At 34.8% G+C, this 18,133-nt stretch carries 20 protein-coding genes; 17 read left to right on the top strand and 3 right to left on the bottom strand.

The genetic code is table 11. The annotated features are described in order from the left end of the window. The first annotated feature begins 8 nt into the window (after positions 1–8). From NSQ69_RS18345 to NSQ69_RS18305, 9 genes are all read left to right on the top strand, one after another. Complete coding sequence (locus tag NSQ69_RS18345; protein ID WP_002066747.1) at positions 9–383, top strand: ArsR/SmtB family transcription factor; 375 nt, start codon at positions 9–11, stop codon at positions 381–383. A gap of 66 nt (positions 384–449) precedes the next feature. Further along, positions 450–1,172, top strand: a complete 723-nt coding sequence (gene gpmA, locus NSQ69_RS18340) for a 2,3-diphosphoglycerate-dependent phosphoglycerate mutase (protein WP_016092151.1) — start codon at positions 450–452, stop codon at positions 1,170–1,172. Positions 1,173–1,232: 60 nt separating this feature from the next. Continuing rightward, entirely contained in the window at positions 1,233–1,493 is a 261-nt protein-coding gene (locus NSQ69_RS18335; protein ID WP_002066749.1) for a ferredoxin, read from the top strand. A 92-nt stretch (positions 1,494–1,585) separates the two neighbouring features. Then, positions 1,586–2,521: a cation diffusion facilitator family transporter gene (locus NSQ69_RS18330; RefSeq protein ID WP_002167777.1), complete on the top strand. Its 936-nt coding sequence runs from the start codon at positions 1,586–1,588 to the stop codon at positions 2,519–2,521. Between the two features lie 261 nt (positions 2,522–2,782). Beyond that, a complete protein-coding gene (locus NSQ69_RS18325; RefSeq protein WP_000849103.1) occupies positions 2,783–3,010 on the top strand; it encodes a hypothetical protein in 228 nt (75 codons plus the stop codon). Positions 3,011–3,302: 292 nt separating this feature from the next. Then, entirely contained in the window at positions 3,303–3,605 is a 303-nt protein-coding gene (locus NSQ69_RS18320; protein WP_002014668.1) for a metal-sensing transcriptional repressor, read from the top strand. A gap of 195 nt (positions 3,606–3,800) precedes the next feature. Further along, entirely contained in the window at positions 3,801–4,007 is a 207-nt protein-coding gene (gene copZ / locus NSQ69_RS18315) for a copper chaperone CopZ (RefSeq protein ID WP_002033654.1), read from the top strand. 94 nt (positions 4,008–4,101) lie between these two features. Next, the gene (locus NSQ69_RS18310) at positions 4,102–6,522 is read left to right on the top strand and encodes a heavy metal translocating P-type ATPase (protein WP_002128640.1); all 2,421 of its coding nucleotides are present in this window, start codon (positions 4,102–4,104) and stop codon (positions 6,520–6,522) included. 218 nt (positions 6,523–6,740) lie between these two features. Continuing rightward, positions 6,741–7,220: a GNAT family N-acetyltransferase gene (locus tag NSQ69_RS18305; protein ID WP_002128639.1), complete on the top strand. Its 480-nt coding sequence runs from the start codon at positions 6,741–6,743 to the stop codon at positions 7,218–7,220. Positions 7,221–7,239: 19 nt separating this feature from the next. Here the strand turns inward: NSQ69_RS18305 and NSQ69_RS18300 are convergent, their stop codons facing one another. Then, positions 7,240–7,512: an HU family DNA-binding protein gene (locus NSQ69_RS18300; RefSeq protein WP_002033657.1), complete on the bottom strand. Its 273-nt coding sequence runs from the start codon at positions 7,510–7,512 to the stop codon at positions 7,240–7,242. A 141-nt stretch (positions 7,513–7,653) separates the two neighbouring features. Further along, the gene (locus NSQ69_RS18295; RefSeq protein ID WP_002014675.1) at positions 7,654–8,469 is read right to left on the bottom strand and encodes a formate/nitrite transporter family protein; all 816 of its coding nucleotides are present in this window, start codon (positions 8,467–8,469) and stop codon (positions 7,654–7,656) included. Positions 8,470–8,665: 196 nt separating this feature from the next. On the opposite strand from NSQ69_RS18295, the gene NSQ69_RS18290 reads away from it, so the two are divergent. Together NSQ69_RS18290 and NSQ69_RS18285 are read left to right on the top strand one after the other, a co-directional pair. Next, positions 8,666–9,559: a metallophosphoesterase gene (locus NSQ69_RS18290; RefSeq protein WP_002167779.1), complete on the top strand. Its 894-nt coding sequence runs from the start codon at positions 8,666–8,668 to the stop codon at positions 9,557–9,559. A 124-nt stretch (positions 9,560–9,683) separates the two neighbouring features. Next, positions 9,684–10,895: a M20 metallopeptidase family protein gene (locus NSQ69_RS18285; protein WP_002167780.1), complete on the top strand. Its 1,212-nt coding sequence runs from the start codon at positions 9,684–9,686 to the stop codon at positions 10,893–10,895. A 54-nt stretch (positions 10,896–10,949) separates the two neighbouring features. Here the strand turns inward: NSQ69_RS18285 and NSQ69_RS18280 are convergent, their stop codons facing one another. Then, positions 10,950–12,032 (bottom strand): chitinase, encoded by a 1,083-nt coding sequence (locus NSQ69_RS18280; protein WP_078185578.1) that lies wholly within the window; start codon positions 12,030–12,032, stop codon positions 10,950–10,952. 270 nt (positions 12,033–12,302) lie between these two features. On the opposite strand from NSQ69_RS18280, the gene gabP reads away from it, so the two are divergent. From gabP to pfkB, 6 genes are all read left to right on the top strand, one after another. Next, entirely contained in the window at positions 12,303–13,697 is a 1,395-nt protein-coding gene (gabP, locus tag NSQ69_RS18275) for a GABA permease (RefSeq protein ID WP_341099594.1), read from the top strand. 133 nt (positions 13,698–13,830) lie between these two features. Continuing rightward, entirely contained in the window at positions 13,831–14,169 is a 339-nt protein-coding gene (locus tag NSQ69_RS18270) for a hypothetical protein (RefSeq protein WP_078175321.1), read from the top strand. A gap of 316 nt (positions 14,170–14,485) precedes the next feature. Further along, a complete protein-coding gene (locus tag NSQ69_RS18265; protein WP_000228316.1) occupies positions 14,486–15,028 on the top strand; it encodes a DUF420 domain-containing protein in 543 nt (180 codons plus the stop codon). Positions 15,029–15,146: 118 nt separating this feature from the next. Further along, on the top strand, positions 15,147–16,310 hold the full coding sequence (locus NSQ69_RS18260) for an iron-containing alcohol dehydrogenase (protein WP_002128630.1): 1,164 nt from the start codon (positions 15,147–15,149) through the stop codon (positions 16,308–16,310). A 157-nt stretch (positions 16,311–16,467) separates the two neighbouring features. Next, positions 16,468–17,220 carry a DeoR/GlpR family DNA-binding transcription regulator gene (locus NSQ69_RS18255; protein ID WP_002128628.1) on the top strand — a complete coding sequence of 251 codons (753 nt, stop codon included), beginning with the start codon at positions 16,468–16,470 and terminating at the stop codon, positions 17,218–17,220. Continuing rightward, complete coding sequence (gene pfkB, locus NSQ69_RS18250) at positions 17,217–18,128, top strand: 1-phosphofructokinase (RefSeq protein ID WP_002128626.1); 912 nt, start codon at positions 17,217–17,219, stop codon at positions 18,126–18,128. The genes NSQ69_RS18255 and pfkB overlap by 4 nt, the downstream gene beginning before the upstream one ends. The last annotated feature ends 5 nt before the right edge of the window (positions 18,129–18,133 follow it).

Here is an 18,133-nt window from a genome sequence, read left to right as displayed (position 1 = left end):
TGTTACTTATGAAAGAAGAACATTGTGAACTTTGTTATCACGATGAGCAAAAAGTAAAGCATGCAAGTGACATGTTGGAGAAAGAAAATATAAGTAGTGTAGCGAAAATGTTTAAGGCACTTGCAGATGAAACACGTTTGAAAATTGCTTATGCGCTGTATACGGAAAATGAGCTTTGCGTACGAGATGTCGCAAGTATTATTCATAGCAGTATTGCAACGGCATCGCATCATTTAAGACTATTACAAACAATAGGATTAGCGAAAAAGCGTAAAGAAGGGAAACTTGTTTTTTATTCATTAGATGACTCTCACGTAAATGGATTAATTGAATTAGCGTTTAGTCATAGTAGTGAAATGAACAAGAAAGAACTTGATATGTAATCATGCATTTTCATAAAGATACTTCTTTATGAAAATGCAACTTTAAAAGGAGAGGAGATAATAAGTATGGTAAAGCTAGTTTTAATACGGCACGGACAAAGTGAATGGAATGTTGAAAATCGGTTTACAGGTTGGACGGATGTAGACTTATCAAATGCTGGTCTTCGAGAAGCAAGAGAAGCTGGAGAGATTTTGAAAGCCGATGGATTCTCATTCGATATAGCATATACATCTGTTTTAAAAAGAGCGATGCGTACTTTGTGGATTACTCTTGAGGAAATGGATTTGATGTGGATACCTATTCATAAAACCTGGAAATTAAATGAGAGACATTACGGTGCACTTCAAGGATTAAATAAAGAAGAAACAGCGAGAAAATATGGTGATGAGAGAGTAACTTTATGGAGACGTTCAACAAATGTACGCCCACCAGCTCTTACAAAAGATGATGAGAGATATGAAGCGGCACATCCGAAGTATAGAGATTTAAAAGAAAATAAGTTTCCCCTTACAGAAAATCTAGAAGATACAGAAAAACGAGTTGTTTCATATTGGGATGAAGAAATAGCCCCTAATTTAAAAGATGGAAAAAAAGTGATTATTGCAGCGCATGGAAATACAATACGAGCTTTAGTAAAACATTTAGATCAAATTTCAGATGAAGATATAGAATATGTAAACATTCCAACAGGAACACCATTAGTTTATGAATTAGATAACGATTTAAAACCGATATGTCATTATTATTTAAGGGGAAAAGGAGAAGTGATAGAAAGAAAAATAGTGTAAAATAATCATTTCTGTATACCCTACCTTAGTATTGTATGAGATTAATGGAGGTAACAAATATTGTTACATTATACTGTTGTAAATAAAGAAACTTGTGAATCATGTGGATTATGCCGCTCTATAGCACCAGATATATATCAATTGGATTGTAAAAGTAAAGCATTTGGTGCATTAGATCACAATGAAGGAATAATTGGAATTCCAACTACATTTTTGAATGCAATGGTGGCAGCATATGAAAGTTGTCCGACAAATTCGATTCGAGTAGGAAAAGAGTCGTTTGAAAATCAAAAATTAGAAAATGGTATGAGAATGGATTAAAGCCGCGTTTCTATATTAATAAAAGCAATAGACAGATAGAAGTGGTGAATTTCAGAACAAATGTTAATAGATTAATAAAAGGAGGAATTTATATGGGACATCATCACGGTCACCAACATCATGGGCATTCCCACGGACATCATCATTTTGAAGAGAGTAGAGAAGGGAATAAGAAAGGTTTAATTACGGCATTAGTAATTACGGCAATTATTATGTTTCTTGAATTTTTTGGAGGACTAGTTACAAATAGTTTAGCCTTATTATCTGATTCAGGACATATGTTAAGTGATACAAGTTCGTTATTATTAAGTTTAATTGCCATTGGATTAGCAGCTAGAACAGTTACTTCTACAAAAACGTATGGATATTATCGTTTTGAAATTTTAGCTGCATTAATTAATGGAATTACCTTATTTGTTGTGGCGGGACTTATCGTGTGGGAAGCAATCGGAAGGTTTTTTGAACCACCAACTGTAGCGAGTGGTCCAATGATGTTAATCGCATCAATTGGTTTACTAGCGAATTTAATTAGTGCAGGGGCTCTTATGAGACAAGGTGATGTGAAAAATAACGTCAATTTACGTAGCGCATATTTACATGTTCTTGGAGATGCTTTAGGTTCAGTTGGTGCGTTAGTAGCTGGTGCACTTATGTCTTTATTTTCATGGTATATTGCAGATCCAATTATCTCAGTAATTGTAGCGCTATTAATTTTAAAGAGTGCATGGGGAGTAACAAAACATTCCATTCATATACTTATGGAGGGTACACCTGTTTCAATTGAGATAGAACAAGTTAAGCAAGCTATTAAAGAAGTAGAGGGTGTACGTGATATACACGATCTCCACATTTGGACAATTACATCAGGATTAGATGCATTAAGTGTCCATGTAATGATCGATAAAAAACAGGACGATCAAGAAGTGCTTCAAAATATTATTACTATGTTAAAACAGGAGTTCCATATTGAACACGCTACAATTCAAATTGAAACGCTTAAGATTAAGCATAGTGAAATGGTCATTTAATAAAATTGAACAAAAAGGCTATGGAGGAAATTCTCCATAGCCTTTTTGTTCACGTAAGTAGAATTGTCCTTTTTGAACGTTTTGTTTCAACTTTTCGTCTAAAGAGACAAAAAGTTGTCACAATTCCGTCACAATTAGCATAAACATAAAATAGACGAAATGAACTTACTTCCAAAAGGGCTTGGTTAATTCAATTTATGATTAGTAAAGCTGAAAAAGCGCGGATTTAAAGTTCACTATATTCTCAAGGAGGTAGATCGTATGAAAACTATTCTTGCTATCGCTGGGCTTATTTGGGTTTTATCACATGGCATTCCAATTTATGAAGGAGAACAAATTCGCAGTGCTCTGAATAAAAATTTTAATGAATATCATATCATTGATCGGCAAGATAATGTTGTGACAGTTCGTGTAAATGACTGTTTTCATACGGTAACCGTTGAAGGAACTTCAGTAGTGAATGATACAAAAGTATGTGACCAACAATAATTATATATAGGAAGAAAAAAGTCTCAATTTACACGTGTGAAAATTGAGACTTTTATATTTGTGGATGAATAATAAGCGGGGATGGACAATCCCTGCTTATTATTGTTTTTTTGAAAAAAAGAAAGGGTATCATATTAATTGAGACTGAGAAGCTAATGATGTGTTAAGAATAATCATAAAGCGAAAATATACTCATATGGGGTATCCTACATAGATATTTGATGATATAATTGGTATACTCATAAAAGCAATTGTTTTATTGGATGAAGAGAAACTTTAAGAAGGTGATAATATGGATCATAAGGACCATGAATCAGTAACACATAGATCAGAAAAAGAAAAAGAACAAATTATAAATAGATTAAAGAGAATTGAAGGCCAAGTCCGTGGTATTCAAAATATGATTGAAAATGATCGTTATTGCGTGGATATTTTAGTTCAAATTTCTGCGATTAATGCAGCGATGAAAAAAGTAGGAATGGGTGTCTTAAAAAATCATACGAGTCATTGTGTTTCAGGAGCTATTAAAAATGGTAATGGTGACGAAGCAATTGAAGAATTAATGACAGTATTTGAACGTTTTTCAAAAGCATAAAAGCCAAGCTAGTATTTGACTAGCTTGGCTTTTGTTTATATAGGAGAAGATATATAAATTCATAATTGGAGCAAAAAAATAAAGATTTTAGAAAAAAATAAAAATCATGATACAAAACCATTGATTACCTTAGGGGGGTATGGTAAGATGTAGTTGTGATTAATAAACAATGAATAAACAAGAGGAGGATTTTAAATGGAACAGTTAACATTAAAAGTTGAGGGTATGTCTTGTGGGCATTGTGTAAATTCTATTGAAAGTAATGTGAAAGAACTAAACGGCGTTGAACAAGTAAAAGTTCAATTAGCAGAAGGAACTGTTGAAGTTACTATCGACTCATCAGTTGTAACGTTAAAAGATATCGTTGCTGTAATTGAAGATCAAGGCTATGAAATTCAATAATAATTTTTAATATAGAAATAAATCGTACTTTATATGGAGTACGATTTATTTTGCTAAAAATTATACCTTATAAGGGTATATAGAGGTGAGAGACATGAATGAACAAAAAGAGGCCAATCTCCAAATATCAGGCATGACATGTGCAGCCTGTGCAAATAGAATTGAAAAAGGCCTGAAAAAAGTAGAAGGTGTTCATGATGCAAATGTAAATTTTGCACTTGAAAAAACAAAAATAATGTATGATCCCCATAAAACAAATCCACAACAATTTAAGGAAAAAGTTGAGTCGCTAGGATATGGAATTGTAAGTGATAAAGCTGAGTTTACTGTTTCAGGGATGACATGCGCAGCATGTGCGAATAGAGTAGAAAAGCGTTTAAATAAGTTAGAAGGTGTGAACGGAGCGACAGTAAATTTCGCTTTGGAATCAGCTACAGTAGATTTTAATCCTGATGAAATTAATGTAAATGAAATGAAGAGTGCAATCACGAAATTAGGATATAAATTGGAAGTGAAATCAGATGAGCAAGATGGATCAACTGATCATCGCTTACAAGAAATTGAACGACAAAAGAAGAAATTTATCATTTCGTTTATTTTATCATTCCCGTTATTGTGGGCAATGGTGAGCCACTTCTCATTTACATCGTTTATTTATTTACCTGATGTGCTTATGAACCCTTGGGTGCAGCTAGCTCTTGCAACTCCGGTTCAGTTTATCATTGGAGGCCAGTTTTATATTGGTGCTTATAAAGCGCTACGCAATAAAAGTGCAAACATGGATGTTCTTGTGGCACTTGGAACGTCCGCAGCTTATTTCTATAGTGTGTATTTAAGTATTAGGTCGATTGGTTCTTCAGAACATATGACAGATTTATATTTTGAAACGAGTGCGGTACTTATTACTTTAATTATTTTAGGTAAATTATTTGAGGCGAGAGCAAAAGGGCGTTCATCAGAAGCTATTAAAAAGTTGATGGGACTACAAGCGAAAACTGCCACAGTTGTGCGAGATGGAACAGAGATGAAAATTTTAATCGAAGAAGTGGTAGCTGGTGATGTTGTCTATGTTAAACCTGGTGAAAAAATCCCAGTAGATGGAGAAATTGTAGAAGGAAAATCAGCGATAGATGAATCGATGTTAACAGGCGAGAGTATTCCAGTTGATAAAACAATTGGGGATGTAGTAATTGGCTCTACAATGAATAAAAATGGATTTTTAAAAGTTAAAGCAACTAAGGTAGGAAGAGATACTGCATTAGCTCAAATTATTAAAGTAGTAGAAGAGGCTCAAGGTTCAAAAGCTCCTATTCAAAGGGTAGCTGATCAAATTTCTGGTATTTTCGTACCAGTTGTAGTTGTAATTGCTATTATCACATTTGCAGTGTGGATGCTATTTGTTACACCTGGTGATTTTGGCGGAGCACTTGAGAAAATGATAGCAGTACTTGTTATCGCTTGTCCGTGTGCATTAGGTCTTGCGACACCTACATCTATTATGGCTGGATCAGGAAGATCGGCTGAGTATGGCATTTTATTTAAAGGCGGGGAGCATTTAGAAGCAACCCACCGATTAGATACAGTTATTCTAGATAAAACAGGTACTGTGACAAATGGGAAGCCGGTGTTAACAGATGTAATTGTAGCAGATGGATTCCATGAAGAAGAAATACTACGTTTAGTAGGTGCGGCAGAAAAAAATTCTGAACACCCACTTGCAGAAGCGATTGTAGAAGGAATTAAAGAAAAGAAAATTGTTATCCCAAGTTCAGAAACATTTGAAGCGATTCCGGGATTCGGCATCGAATCAGTTGTAGAAGGGAAACAATTATTAATTGGTACACGTCGATTAATGAAGAAATTCGATATTGATATTGAAGAAGTTTCTAAATCGATGGAAGCGCTAGAACGAGAAGGAAAAACAGCAATGCTTATTGCGATTAATAAAGAATATGCTGGTATAGTGGCTGTTGCGGATACTGTAAAAGATACTTCAAAAGCAGCTATCGCAAGACTTAAGAAAATGGGTCTAGACGTTGTTATGATTACAGGAGATAATACACAAACTGCTCAGGCAATCGCTAAGCAAGTTGGTATTGATCATGTAATTGCAGAAGTATTACCAGAAGGAAAAGCAGAAGAAGTGAAAAAACTGCAAGCGCAAGGTAAGAAAGTAGCAATGGTTGGAGATGGAATAAATGATGCTCCTGCACTGGCTACGGCGGATATCGGTATGGCAATTGGAACCGGAACGGATGTAGCGATGGAAGCGGCAGATATTACGTTAATCCGTGGTGATTTAAATAGTATTGCTGATGCAATTTTTATGAGTAAAATGACGATTAGAAATATTAAGCAAAATCTATTCTGGGCGTTAGCTTATAACGGCCTAGGAATTCCAATTGCGGCGCTCGGTTTCTTAGCACCTTGGGTTGCAGGTGCAGCAATGGCATTTAGCTCTGTATCAGTCGTATTAAATGCATTAAGATTACAAAGAGTTAAATTGAAATCTTAAACACTTTCAGCTATAAAGCGAATTTAATATGCTTTTTTACAATAAACAATACTTTGTATAAGTATTGTTTATTGTTCGTTTAGAAGGAAAAGTCGATATAATATAGAAAGAGCAGAAGTAGAATCATATATAGTGGAAGAAACTGCTTCGAAAATAAACACGAAATAATTATCCGGATAACCGAAATAAAAGAGTTAGTTTGATAAGGAGTTTTACATATGTTTAAAGATATTAAAATTAGAACATTCCAGAAAGAGGATTTAGAGCAAGTATTACAATTGTTCTATGAAACGGTTCATACGGTGAATGCAAAAGATTATAACGAGTTACAGCTACAGGCGTGGGCCCCAGAGCGACTAGATAGAGAGAGATGGCTACAGTCTTTAGAAAAGAATATTTGTTACGTTGCTGATTATAAAGGTGTGATAGTGGGATTTGGGGATTATAATGATGATCATTATGTAGATCGCTTATTTACGCATAAAGATTATCAAGGACAAAGGATAGCATCATACATACTACAGAAGTTAGAAAAAGAAGCAGTGAACTTGCAGCATAGGGATATATATACAGAGGCGAGTATTACAGCAAAACCTTTCTTTGAAAGCAAAGGTTTTATTTGCATAAAGGAACAAAATAAGCAGCATAATGGTCAGATTTTTATTAATTATGTCATGAAAAAAATAGCCTTCTCATAAATGAGAAGGCTATTTTTCATTATTTTACAGCTTCTTTTAGTTCTTTACCAGCTTTAAAAGCAGGTACTTTAGAAGCTGCGATTTGCATTTCTTCACCCGTTTGTGGGTTACGGCCTGTACGAGCAGCTCTTTCACGAACTTCGAATGTACCGAATCCGATAAGTTGTACTTTTTCGCCAGCAGCTAAAGAGTTAGTGATTGATTCTACTACAGTTTGTAAAACTACAGTAGCTTCTTTTTGAGAAATCTCAGCGTTTTGTGCTACGTTTTTAATTAATTCTGTCTTATTCATGTTTTTCACCTCATATGTAAATAATGCTATTTAAGTTGTTATTATAACGTATAAAACATTCGAGAACAAGTGTACGTACATATATTCGCAAAAAAAATGAAATTTGTAATATTTTTTAGGACCAATTTATAGACATTCAATTTAAGCGGATACAGATTTTTTCTTTAATGCAGTTTGCTCTTTATTGGAAGGTAGTTTCTTATTATAAGATATGAAATAAGGTAATGCTACAAATAACATACCCCCTACTAAGTTTCCGAAGAAAACAAAAATGAAGTTTGGAAAATATTCAACCCAAGTTAAATGACCAGAAAAAATTGCAGCTGGGATGACAAACATATTGGCTACAACGTGTTGAAATCCAATCGCAACAAAAGTCATAACAGGGAACCAAATACCGACAATCTTTCCGATAAATTCTTTACTTCCCATACTGAGCCAAACAGCTAAACAAACGAGCCAATTACACCCGATTGCAGAAATGAAGGCTTGCAGTGGTGTATCTTGTAGTTTAGCTTGTGCAATAGAAACTGTTTTTGCTAAAAAAGCTCCCTCCGTTAAGCCGACGATATGACCAAAAAAATAAGCGACGAATATAGCACCTATGAAGTTGCTAAACGTAACAATAACTAAATTTCGTATGAAGTGAAATAAGTCGATTTTTTTGTGAAGCCATGCCATTGAAACGGTCATCATGTTGCCAGTTACTAATTCACCGCCTGCAAGGATAACGAGTATAAGACCGATAGGGAATACGGCAGCACCTAAAAAGCTAGTAAATGATCCCCAAGATTTTGGCATTGTTCCGATAACATGGATATCAAGTAAATATCCTAATGCTATGAAAGCACCACCAAAAAAACCGAGAATTAGCATAGGGAGCAATGATAAATGAGCTTTTTTTCTTCCAGAATTAGCAGCAAGTTCCGTAATTTCTTCTGGTGTAAATACAGACATGAATAATCTCTCCTCAATAAAATGATAGAATGAATAGAAGGAACATTTTAAAGAATCTATGTATGATAAAAATATGATATGACTTCTGTATAAATTTGTCAAAGTGAATGGGGATGAAATTGGATATAACGAACATTGTTCATGTTGTCACATTAATGTAACAATAAGGATTTAAAGTGATTTTAGAGGTGAAAACATGAATACGCATCATGTAAAAAAAGAACGAAAAAAATCAATCGTAAAGATATTTATTATTAGTTTCATAAGTATATTAATGATACCAGTAAGTTTGTATTTCTATGCGACTGAAATAGAAAGAAGACTAGTAACAGTTACGTGGAATGAAATAGAAGCTCCTACAATTCCTAAAGAGTTTAATAATAAAAAAATATTGCAGTTCTCAGATGTACATTTAGGACCAGATTTTACATTGAAACAACTAGAAAATTTGGTGGAGAAGATGAATGAATTACATCCAGATATAGTAGTTTTTACAGGAGATTTAATAGATAAGTTTGGATCCTATAGTGCGGAAAGAGAAGAAGCAAAGGTTATTTTGCAGAAAATTACAGCTCCCCTAGGAAAATATGCTGTGTTTGGGAATCATGATAGAGGTGGGGGCGGTAGTTTATTTTACAAAAAGTATATGGAGGAAGCTGGTTTTTCTGTGTTAGTAAATGAAGTGCAGAAAATTAAAGCGGAAAACGGCAAGTATATTACAATATCAGGTTTGGATGATTTTTTATTAGGGAAGCCACAAATAGACTCGACTTTAAAAAACTTAAGACAACAAGATTTCAATATGCTATTAATACATGAGCCGGATGTTGTAGATAAAGTATCTCGTTATCCAGTCGATTTTCAAATGTCAGGACATAGTCACGGAGGACAAGTTCAAATTCCTTTTGTAGGTCCTTTAATTACTACAAAACTAGCTGAGAGTCATGTTGAAGGTATGTATGAATTAGAAGGGAAGAGTAAGCTGTTACATTTATACGTAAATCGTGGTATTGGGACAACCCGAATGCCTGTTAGATTTTTGAGTGTACCGGAACTTTCACTATTTGTATTGAAGCAAAGTAGTGACTGAAGTAGAACGTTTAATATTTTGAAGAATTAAGAGTACTTTTAAAGAAAGTTCTCTTTTTTTATTGATTAAATACAGAATATTATGTATTTTTTATTTAAACTGTTAAAAAGAAAGGGGAATTTCTATGATAGAAACATGGCATAAAGAATTGGAAAGTTTATATAATCAAATGGTTTCGTGGCGAAGAGATTTTCATCAATACCCAGAGCTATCGTTTCAAGAAATAGAAACACCGAAAAAAATAGCTGAAATTTTAAAAAGTTTTCATATTGATGTGAAAACAGATGTCGGGGGAAGAGGGGTAATCGGCGTAATTGAAGGTGGAATACCTGGGAAGACGATGGCGCTACGTGCTGATTTTGATGCACTACCTATTCAAGATGAAAAGAAAGTTTCATATAAATCAAAGGTTCCTGGTGTAATGCACGCTTGTGGCCATGATGGACATACAGCAACACTTTTAGGAGTTGCAAAAATATTAAGTGATAACAGAGACCAACTTTCAGGAAAAATAGTCCTTATTCATCAACATGCAGAAGAGAAAGAGCCTGGCGGAGCAATTGCCATGATTGAGGATGGTTGTTTAGAAGGAGTAGATGTTGTTTTTGGTACACATTTATCTTCTCAGATGCCTTTAGGAATTGTTGGAACGAAAGCTGGAGCAATGATGGCGGCAGCTGATACTTTTGAAGTGAAGATTCAAGGGCGAGGCGGTCACGGCGGTATGCCACATCATACTGTAGATGCTATTATCGTTGCAACACAAGTTATTAATCAGTTGCAACTTTTAGTGAGTAGAAAAGTCGATCCACTTCAATCAGCAGTTTTAACAGTTGGTACATTCCATGCCGGGCAAGCCGATAATATTATTGCGGATACTGCTACGTTTACAGGAACCATTCGAACGTTAGATCCTGAAGTGAGAGAATATATGGAGAAGGAATTTAGACGAGTTGTTGAGGGGATTTGTCAGTCCCTTCATGCTGAAGTTAATATTCAATATAAACGAGGCTATCCAATATTAATAAATCATGTAGCTGAAACACGTCATTTTATGACGGTTGCGGAACACGATCTTGGCAAAGAAAGGGTCATGGAAGTACCACCTATTATGGGCGGAGAAGATTTTGCATACTACTTAGAACATGTTCCAGGAGCATTTTTCTTCACAGGTGCTGGTAATGAAGAAATAGGGGCAACATATCCACACCATCATCCTCAATTCGATTTTGATGAACGTGCGATGTTGGTTGGTGGGAAGTTGCTTTTAAGTCTTGTGAATAGTTATTCAAGAGATGGAAAAGAATTTCTTCATCATGTAGAAGTGAAAAAGTAATTTACATAAATAAAAAACAACAATAGGTCATATAAAACCTATTGTTGTTTTTTATTATTTTTGCAAGGAAAGACTATCAAAATATGTTCTATAGTTATTAGAGAATTCAAAGTTGTTTTTTGCATCCCAATTAATAGACCAAGACATTAGGCCACGGAATGCAGGATAGCCACTCTGATTTGAAAGTTTATACTTTCCTCCGAAAGGAATTCCTTTAATGATATAATCTAAAGCTTTTTTCATTTCAGTTGGAGAAATATATCCGCCACTTGGAGCGGCCGCTGGTGCTGCAGGAAGTCCAATCATGACTTGATCCGAACGAAGAGGCGGGAAAATGTTATTTGCATTACCACCTACAGGAAAACCATGTAAGAGCATATCTGCCATAGCGACTTCGTAGTCTGCAGTACCTTGATTGTAGTTATTACCGTCCATTCCAATCCCGCTACCAGCGTTGTAGTGTTGAACGTGAATGTATGTTAGTTTGTCTTTCACTCCGTAAATAATAGGTAAATATGCACCCCAGATGCTTCCATATGCGCTATAGCCGCCTTGAACATAAGCTGTTTCAGGAGCCATGCTTAATAGGAAATCTGGACCGTAATGGTCTGAAATCGTTCGAATTGCTGAGATAAGATTCACGATTTGAGGAGTTGTTGGGTTTTTAAAATTAGTGTCATTACCGTTTAAGTAAATACCTGATTCAAGGTCAATATCTATTCCATCAAAACCGTATTTATCGATTAGAGATTGTATGGAATTAATAAAACGTTGTTTAGCAGCATTGTCAGGAAGTAAAACGACCCCATTTTGTCCACCTATTGAAAGAACTACTTTTTTTCCTTTACTTTTTAAATAGGAAATATCAGATTTGAATTCTGCATCTGTACCATACACAGGGGAAAATTCAACAGTGGAACGATCACCACCAGTTTCACCGAAAGATACATTGAGTACATCCCATTTTGGTGAAACGTCTCTTAATTTAATAATGCCAGTACCGTTATCAAAGTTATGCCAGTATCCAACGAGTAATTTTGATCCTAAATTGTTTGCTGCTTGTGCTTGAAAGGGAGCTAGCGGTAGCAGTAAGAAAATTACTAAAGTACAACAAATGAATTTGAACTTGTTTAACATATCAACACTCCTATACAAAAAGTTGTCTATATGTATAATCTTGTTTATTTAATAATATCTGAAAATTCATTCTCTTGTAAGGTGACTATAATTTTCTCAACAATTGTGTATGGGAAATTATTAAACCTAATGAAATAATTTTTGAAGGAGGTCGAATTACGATTGTTAAATTCAGAATATTTTGATATATTTTAAAGTATAGGATAAGATTTTTCACATAATACTCTTACGTAAATTTCAAAATTAAGTTTGGAAGGGGATGTACAAGAGTTGGATAAAAATCTTAAGAAAGACCTCAAAATACGCCACATTACAATGATTTCCATTGGTGGCGTAATAGGAGCTGGTTTGTTTGTTGGAAGTGGTGCGGTTGTGCATTCAGCAGGTCCAGGTTCTATCGTTTCATATGCATTAGCAGGACTTCTAGTTATTTTCGTTATGAGAATGCTAGGAGAAATGGCAGCTATTAATCCGACAAGTGGTTCATTTGCAACATATGCAAGAGAGGCAATTGGTCCATGGGCAGGTTATACAATTGGGTGGCTATATTGGTTTTTCTGGGTAATTGTTATTGCAATAGAAGCTACAGCAGGTGCTGGTATTATTCAATACTGGATTCCAGAAATCCCACTCTGGTTATTAAGCTTAATATTAACGATTTTATTAACGTTGACGAATGTTTTCTCGGTGAAATCATTTGGAGAATTTGAATATTGGTTTTCATTTATTAAAGTAATAAGTATTGTTTTGTTCCTTTGTCTTGGACTAGCTGTTATTTTAGGATTTGTACCAGGAACGGAAGCACCTGGCACTTCGAATTTGGTAGGTCAAGGAGGATTTATGCCAAATGGTATAAGTTCGGTGTTACTTGGAATCACCGTCGTTATATTTTCATTTATGGGATCTGAGATTGTTGCAGTGGCCGCTGGAGAGTCTGCCGAACCTGTAAAGGCAGTCAAAACAGCAACAAATAGTGTAATTTGGCGTATTCTCGTATTTTTCATTGGATCGATCGCTGTAGTTGTTACACTCCTTCCGTGGAATTCGGCGAACATACTAAAAAGCCCATTTGTGGCGGTACTGGAACATATAGGGATACCAGCGGCAGCGCAAATTATGAATTTTATCGTTTTAACAGCTGTACTTTCTTGTTTAAATTCGGGTTTATATACGAACTCAAGAATGCTTTTTTCAATGGCAGAAAGAGGAGATGCGCCAAAGGCATTTTTGAAATTGAATAGTAGTGGTGTTCCAGTTCGGGCGGTTTTATTTGGAACTTTCTTTGCTTACATTGGAGTTGTTTTTAGTTACATATCTCCAGATAAAGTATTTTTATTTTTAGTGAATGCATCTGGCGGGATTGCGTTACTCGTTTATCTCGTTATAGCAGTTTCACATTTCAAGATACGTAAAAAAATGGGGAAAGCGGAACAACAAAATTTGAAAGTGAAAATGTGGCTTTTTCCATATGTAACATATGTTACAATTGCTGCGATTATAGCAGTTTTAGTTGCCATGCTCGCAATTGAATCTTTACGTTCACAAGCGCTTTTAACAATGCTTGTTACTGTTCTTATAATAATTTCTTATTTTATTTTTAATAGAAATAAAAATAGTACATTTTTGAATCCTAAAAGTAAGAATGAGGAATCTGTTCGATTCTAATTTCTTGTTTTAGAAGAGAGTTACACCCAATCATTGCTATAAAAGAATCATATATAATCATAGAAACAAGTAATTACTATTGTCATAGTGAATATAAACTTTTTTCTTGACTTTTTATATGAAGGCGAGCAAAATGGTAAAAAAGGAAGGGGGGATGACGATGGAAGAGTACGTATTAGAGCTGTATAACTTTTTATATACGACAGAATGGCAAGATATTGTTTCATTTCTAGGAATAATGTTTTGTATGAAAATTGTAATTGTATATATGGAAGAGCAAGGTATGTTCTATTCCTTCTCATCTCCGTTCGATGTGCAGCGCGAGCCGTTGCCAAACTATGCCAAGGTAAATTACGAACAATTTCCTTTTGTGATTTTCTTTATGATTCGATTTATAACAGCAATTGTAAAGAAAAAGGAAAGTGACGATGAAGAGTGCCACTCAACTTGTAATATAGCGACTGCTTTTTAAGCTAAATACAAGGAGGAGATTTATATGTGGTTTCGATTTCTTATGATTGGTTTCTTTTCATTAACAGCAATTTCATTAATGGGATATCAAGTGTCTGAAATATATCAAGCGTATAGCAGTACGTTTTTTAACAAAAACTAATCGCATTGCTATTTGAATAATAAAGCGATAAAATCCTTCTTAAGAAGTATTGTTAAGAAGGGTTTTTTCTTTGCCCTGTCTTACTGTGTCAAACTATTGTCACATTTACACTGTGAATAATATGTTAAAATAGTGAGGTTACGTATACATATTTGAAGGAAGAGGAGTGACCATTTTGGTGGATCAATCAACGAATCAGAAAAGCTATGCTCCTATTGTGATAACGCTTTCTGTAATTGTAAATGCGATTATTTTATTTTTGTTCTTTGGACCTGTTGGCTATGAAGGAGAAGTACATTTTGATGTAACAATTTTACCAATGTTAAATGCAATTTTTAATAGCTTTACGTTCGTATTCTTATTAGCAGCTTTATACTCTATTATTAAGAAGAATGTGAAAATGCACCGTGGTTTCATCCTAGCAGCATTTACAACGACGTTGCTATTTTGTGTTTCTTATTTATCGTATCATTACTTGGCGCCAGCAACACATTTTGGCGGAGAAGGATTCATTAAATATGTGTATTTCATCATTTTAATTACACATATTATCCTTGCAGCAATTATTGTACCGCTTGCATTGTTTGCACTTGTGTTTGGTTTTACGAATCAATTAACACGTCACCGTAAAATTGTACGTTGGACGATGCCGATTTGGTTATATGTAAGTTTATCTGGTGTTATTGTTTACTTAATGATCTCACCTTATTATCAATAAAAAAAATCTCAGCCTGTAGGCTGGGATTTTTTTATTAGGCAAATATTTTTGTGAAATGAAAAAATTGTGGTATACAAAAGTATAGTTGCTTTTTATATAGAAGGGATGGTAAAGATATATGCAAAATTTTGTATTTCGTAATCCGACAAAACTTATTTTTGGTAAAGGACAGTTAGAGCAGTTAAAAACGGAAATTCCACAGTTCGGTAAAAAAGTTCTTCTCGTGTATGGAGGAGGCAGCATTAAAAGAAATGGTATTTATGATAATGTGATTTCTATTTTAAAGGATATAAATGCGGAAGTATTTGAGTTGACAGGAGTTGAACCGAATCCTCGTTTATCAACAGTAAAGAAAGGGATTCAAATTTGTAAAGACAATGGAGTCGAATTTATTTTAGCGGTTGGCGGAGGAAGTGTAATCGACTGTACGAAGGCGATTGCTGCTGGTAGTAAATATGATGGAGATGTATGGGATATTGTAACGAAAAAATCATTTGCTAGCGAGGCGTTACCGTTCGGTACTGTACTCACTCTTGCGGCAACAGGTTCTGAAATGAATGCAGGATCTGTAATTACAAACTGGGAAACGAATGAAAAGTACGGCTGGGGCAGTCCAGTTACATTCCCTCAGTTTTCAATTTTAGATCCACTACATACTTCGTCTGTGCCGAGAGATCAAACGATTTATGGTATGGTCGATATTATGTCGCACGTATTAGAGCAATATTTCCATCACGGCATGAATACAGAATTACAAGATCGTTATTGTGAATCTGTTTTAAGAACAGTAATTGAAACAGCTCCTAAGCTTTTAAGTGATCTAGAAAATTATGAGCATAGGGAAACAATTTTATATTGCGGTACTATGGCGTTAAACGGCATTTTAGCGATGGGAGTAAAAGGAGATTGGGCAACTCATAATATTGAGCATGCAGTTTCTGCTGTTCATGACATACCGCATGGGGGCGGACTCGCGATTCTATTCCCAAATTGGATGAAGCATGTTATAGATGAAAATGTGAGTCGCTTTAAACAGTTCGCTATTCGTGTATTCGATGTAGAAACAGATGGGAAGACAGATAAAGAGGTTGCATTAGAGGGAATTGAGGCGTTACGTCAATTTTGGACTTCAATTGAAGCTCCAGTAACATTAGCTGATTACGCTATTAGAGAAAGTGAAATTGACTTAATGGCGGATAAAGCGATGGCTTATGGTGAATTCGGTAACTTTAAAAAATTAAATAAAGATGATGTTCTTGCAATTTATAAAGCTTCTTTATAAGTGAAGCGAGAGAAGAAACCTATTTGATTGTTGTATCAAATAGGTTTCTTTTTTTTGTTTATAACCGGTTTTGATTGATAGTGATTATTTTTGACTGTTTATGGTTGATTTTTGTGGTCGTTTTCATTATACTGTAATCAAAGAAGAGGTGAATAAAATGTTAACTCCTGAACGTCATCAAATGATATTGCAACTTGTAAAAGAGCAGAAGGTTGTTAAATTACAACAATTAGTTGAAAGAACAGAAAGCTCTGAATCGACAATTCGTCGTGATTTAGCACAATTAGAAAAACAAAGGTTATTAAAAAGAGTTCATGGTGGTGCCTCTGTTTTAACAGGAAAAGGACAGGAGCCAACGATGATTGAAAAATCATCCAAAAACATTCAAATAAAACAACAAATTGCCAAGTATGCGGCTAGTATTGTTGAACAAGGGGATTGCGTTTATTTAGATGCAGGAAGTACAACATTTGAAATGATTCCATTTTTAATAAACAAAGATGTTACTGTCGTAACGAATGGACTTATGCATATTGAAGCTTTAGTTGAAAATAATATTCGTGCGTATTTACTAGGCGGGATGATGAAGAGTAGGACGAAAGCTTTAATTGGTGCTATGGCACAGGAAAGTATGCAAAAGTACCGTTTTGATAAATGTTTCTTAGGAGCAAATGGTGTACATGAACAGCTTGGTTTTACAACTCCAGATCCAGAAGAGGCACTTTTAAAACAAATGGCATTAACATTTGCGAACGAAGGATATTTCTTAATTGATGAAAGTAAGTTCTCAGAAGTTGCATTTGCGAAAATTGCCAATGTTGAAGAAGCGAATATTATTACAAACCATTTAGAAATTGATTTAGAAAAATATAAAAGACAAACCAATGTAATTGAGGCTGATAAACAATGATCTATACAGTTACTTTAAACCCATCTATTGATTATGTAGTACAAGTTAATTCCTTCGATTTAGGCGCAGTAAATCGAGCAGAGAAAGATATGAAATTTCCTGGAGGGAAAGGCATTAACGTTTCTCGTGTTCTTCATCGTTTAGGTGTTGAAAATGTAGCGCTTGGATTTACTGGTGGATTTACCGGTCGATTTATTAAAGATGTATTACAGGCGGAAGGTGTAACAACAAACTTCGTCCAAGTAGACGGTGATTCACGAATTAATGTGAAAATAAAAGGGCAAGAAGAGACAGAATTAAATGGGCAAGGTCCTAATGTGACAAATGAACAATTTGAACAATTAATGAAACAAATCGAAAGTATGAGGCAGGGAGATTGTGTTGTACTAGCTGGAAGTGTACCGGCGTCTATCTCAACTACTTTTTATGAATCAATCGCAGCGCTCGGAGCTGAGAAAGGTATTCGCGTAGTAGTCGATGCAAGTGGAAGTGCGCTGCAGCATGTAATTAAAAATAAACCATTTTTAATAAAGCCTAATCATCATGAACTTGGTGAGTTATTCGGAGTAGAGATTTCAACAGTAGAAGATGTTTTACCGTTTGGAAGAAAATTAGTTGAACAAGGTGTAGAGCATGTTATCGTATCAATGGCTGGAGATGGGGCTTTATTATTTACGGCACAAGGTATATATGAAGCAACTGTTCCAAAAGGTGTTGTAATTAATTCGGTTGGGGCCGGAGATTCTCTCGTTGCAGGATTTGTAGGTAAATATGAACAGACAAAAGATATTGAAAAGGCATTTCAATATGGCGTTGCAACAGGGAGTGCAACAGCATTTTCAGCTGATTTATGTGAAAAAGAAAAAGTAGAAGAATTATTGTCGCAAGTAATTGTAACTAAGCGATAGGGGGA

This window comes from Bacillus sp. FSL R10-2201 (assembly GCF_038008665.1).
GTDB classification, from domain to species: domain Bacteria; phylum Bacillota; class Bacilli; order Bacillales; family Bacillaceae_G; genus Bacillus_A; species Bacillus_A mycoides.
The sequence above is the reverse complement of the archived record's forward strand: the minus strand, read 5'-3'. Positions and strand labels throughout refer to the sequence as shown.

What these genes read in the sequence shown, in the direction of transcription:
- NSQ69_RS18345 (WP_002066747.1), top strand. Translation starts at nt 9, where the DNA reads ATGAAAGAAGAACATTGTGAACTTTGTTATCACGATGAGCAAAAAGTA.
- gpmA (WP_016092151.1), top strand. Translation starts at nt 450, where the DNA reads ATGGTAAAGCTAGTTTTAATACGGCACGGACAAAGTGAATGGAATGTT.
- NSQ69_RS18330 (WP_002167777.1), top strand. Translation starts at nt 1,586, where the DNA reads ATGGGACATCATCACGGTCACCAACATCATGGGCATTCCCACGGACAT.
- NSQ69_RS18325 (WP_000849103.1), top strand. Translation starts at nt 2,783, where the DNA reads ATGAAAACTATTCTTGCTATCGCTGGGCTTATTTGGGTTTTATCACAT.
- NSQ69_RS18320 (WP_002014668.1), top strand. Translation starts at nt 3,303, where the DNA reads ATGGATCATAAGGACCATGAATCAGTAACACATAGATCAGAAAAAGAA.
- copZ (WP_002033654.1), top strand. Translation starts at nt 3,801, where the DNA reads ATGGAACAGTTAACATTAAAAGTTGAGGGTATGTCTTGTGGGCATTGT.
- NSQ69_RS18310 (WP_002128640.1), top strand. Translation starts at nt 4,102, where the DNA reads ATGAATGAACAAAAAGAGGCCAATCTCCAAATATCAGGCATGACATGT.
- NSQ69_RS18305 (WP_002128639.1), top strand. Translation starts at nt 6,741, where the DNA reads ATGTTTAAAGATATTAAAATTAGAACATTCCAGAAAGAGGATTTAGAG.
- NSQ69_RS18300 (WP_002033657.1), bottom strand. Translation starts at nt 7,512, where the DNA reads ATGAATAAGACAGAATTAATTAAAAACGTAGCACAAAACGCTGAGATT.
- NSQ69_RS18295 (WP_002014675.1), bottom strand. Translation starts at nt 8,469, where the DNA reads ATGTCTGTATTTACACCAGAAGAAATTACGGAACTTGCTGCTAATTCT.
- NSQ69_RS18290 (WP_002167779.1), top strand. Translation starts at nt 8,666, where the DNA reads ATGAATACGCATCATGTAAAAAAAGAACGAAAAAAATCAATCGTAAAG.
- NSQ69_RS18285 (WP_002167780.1), top strand. Translation starts at nt 9,684, where the DNA reads ATGATAGAAACATGGCATAAAGAATTGGAAAGTTTATATAATCAAATG.
- NSQ69_RS18280 (WP_078185578.1), bottom strand. Translation starts at nt 12,032, where the DNA reads ATGTTAAACAAGTTCAAATTCATTTGTTGTACTTTAGTAATTTTCTTA.
- NSQ69_RS18270 (WP_078175321.1), top strand. Translation starts at nt 13,831, where the DNA reads ATGGTAAAAAAGGAAGGGGGGATGACGATGGAAGAGTACGTATTAGAG.
- NSQ69_RS18260 (WP_002128630.1), top strand. Translation starts at nt 15,147, where the DNA reads ATGCAAAATTTTGTATTTCGTAATCCGACAAAACTTATTTTTGGTAAA.
- NSQ69_RS18255 (WP_002128628.1), top strand. Translation starts at nt 16,468, where the DNA reads ATGTTAACTCCTGAACGTCATCAAATGATATTGCAACTTGTAAAAGAG.
- pfkB (WP_002128626.1), top strand. Translation starts at nt 17,217, where the DNA reads ATGATCTATACAGTTACTTTAAACCCATCTATTGATTATGTAGTACAA.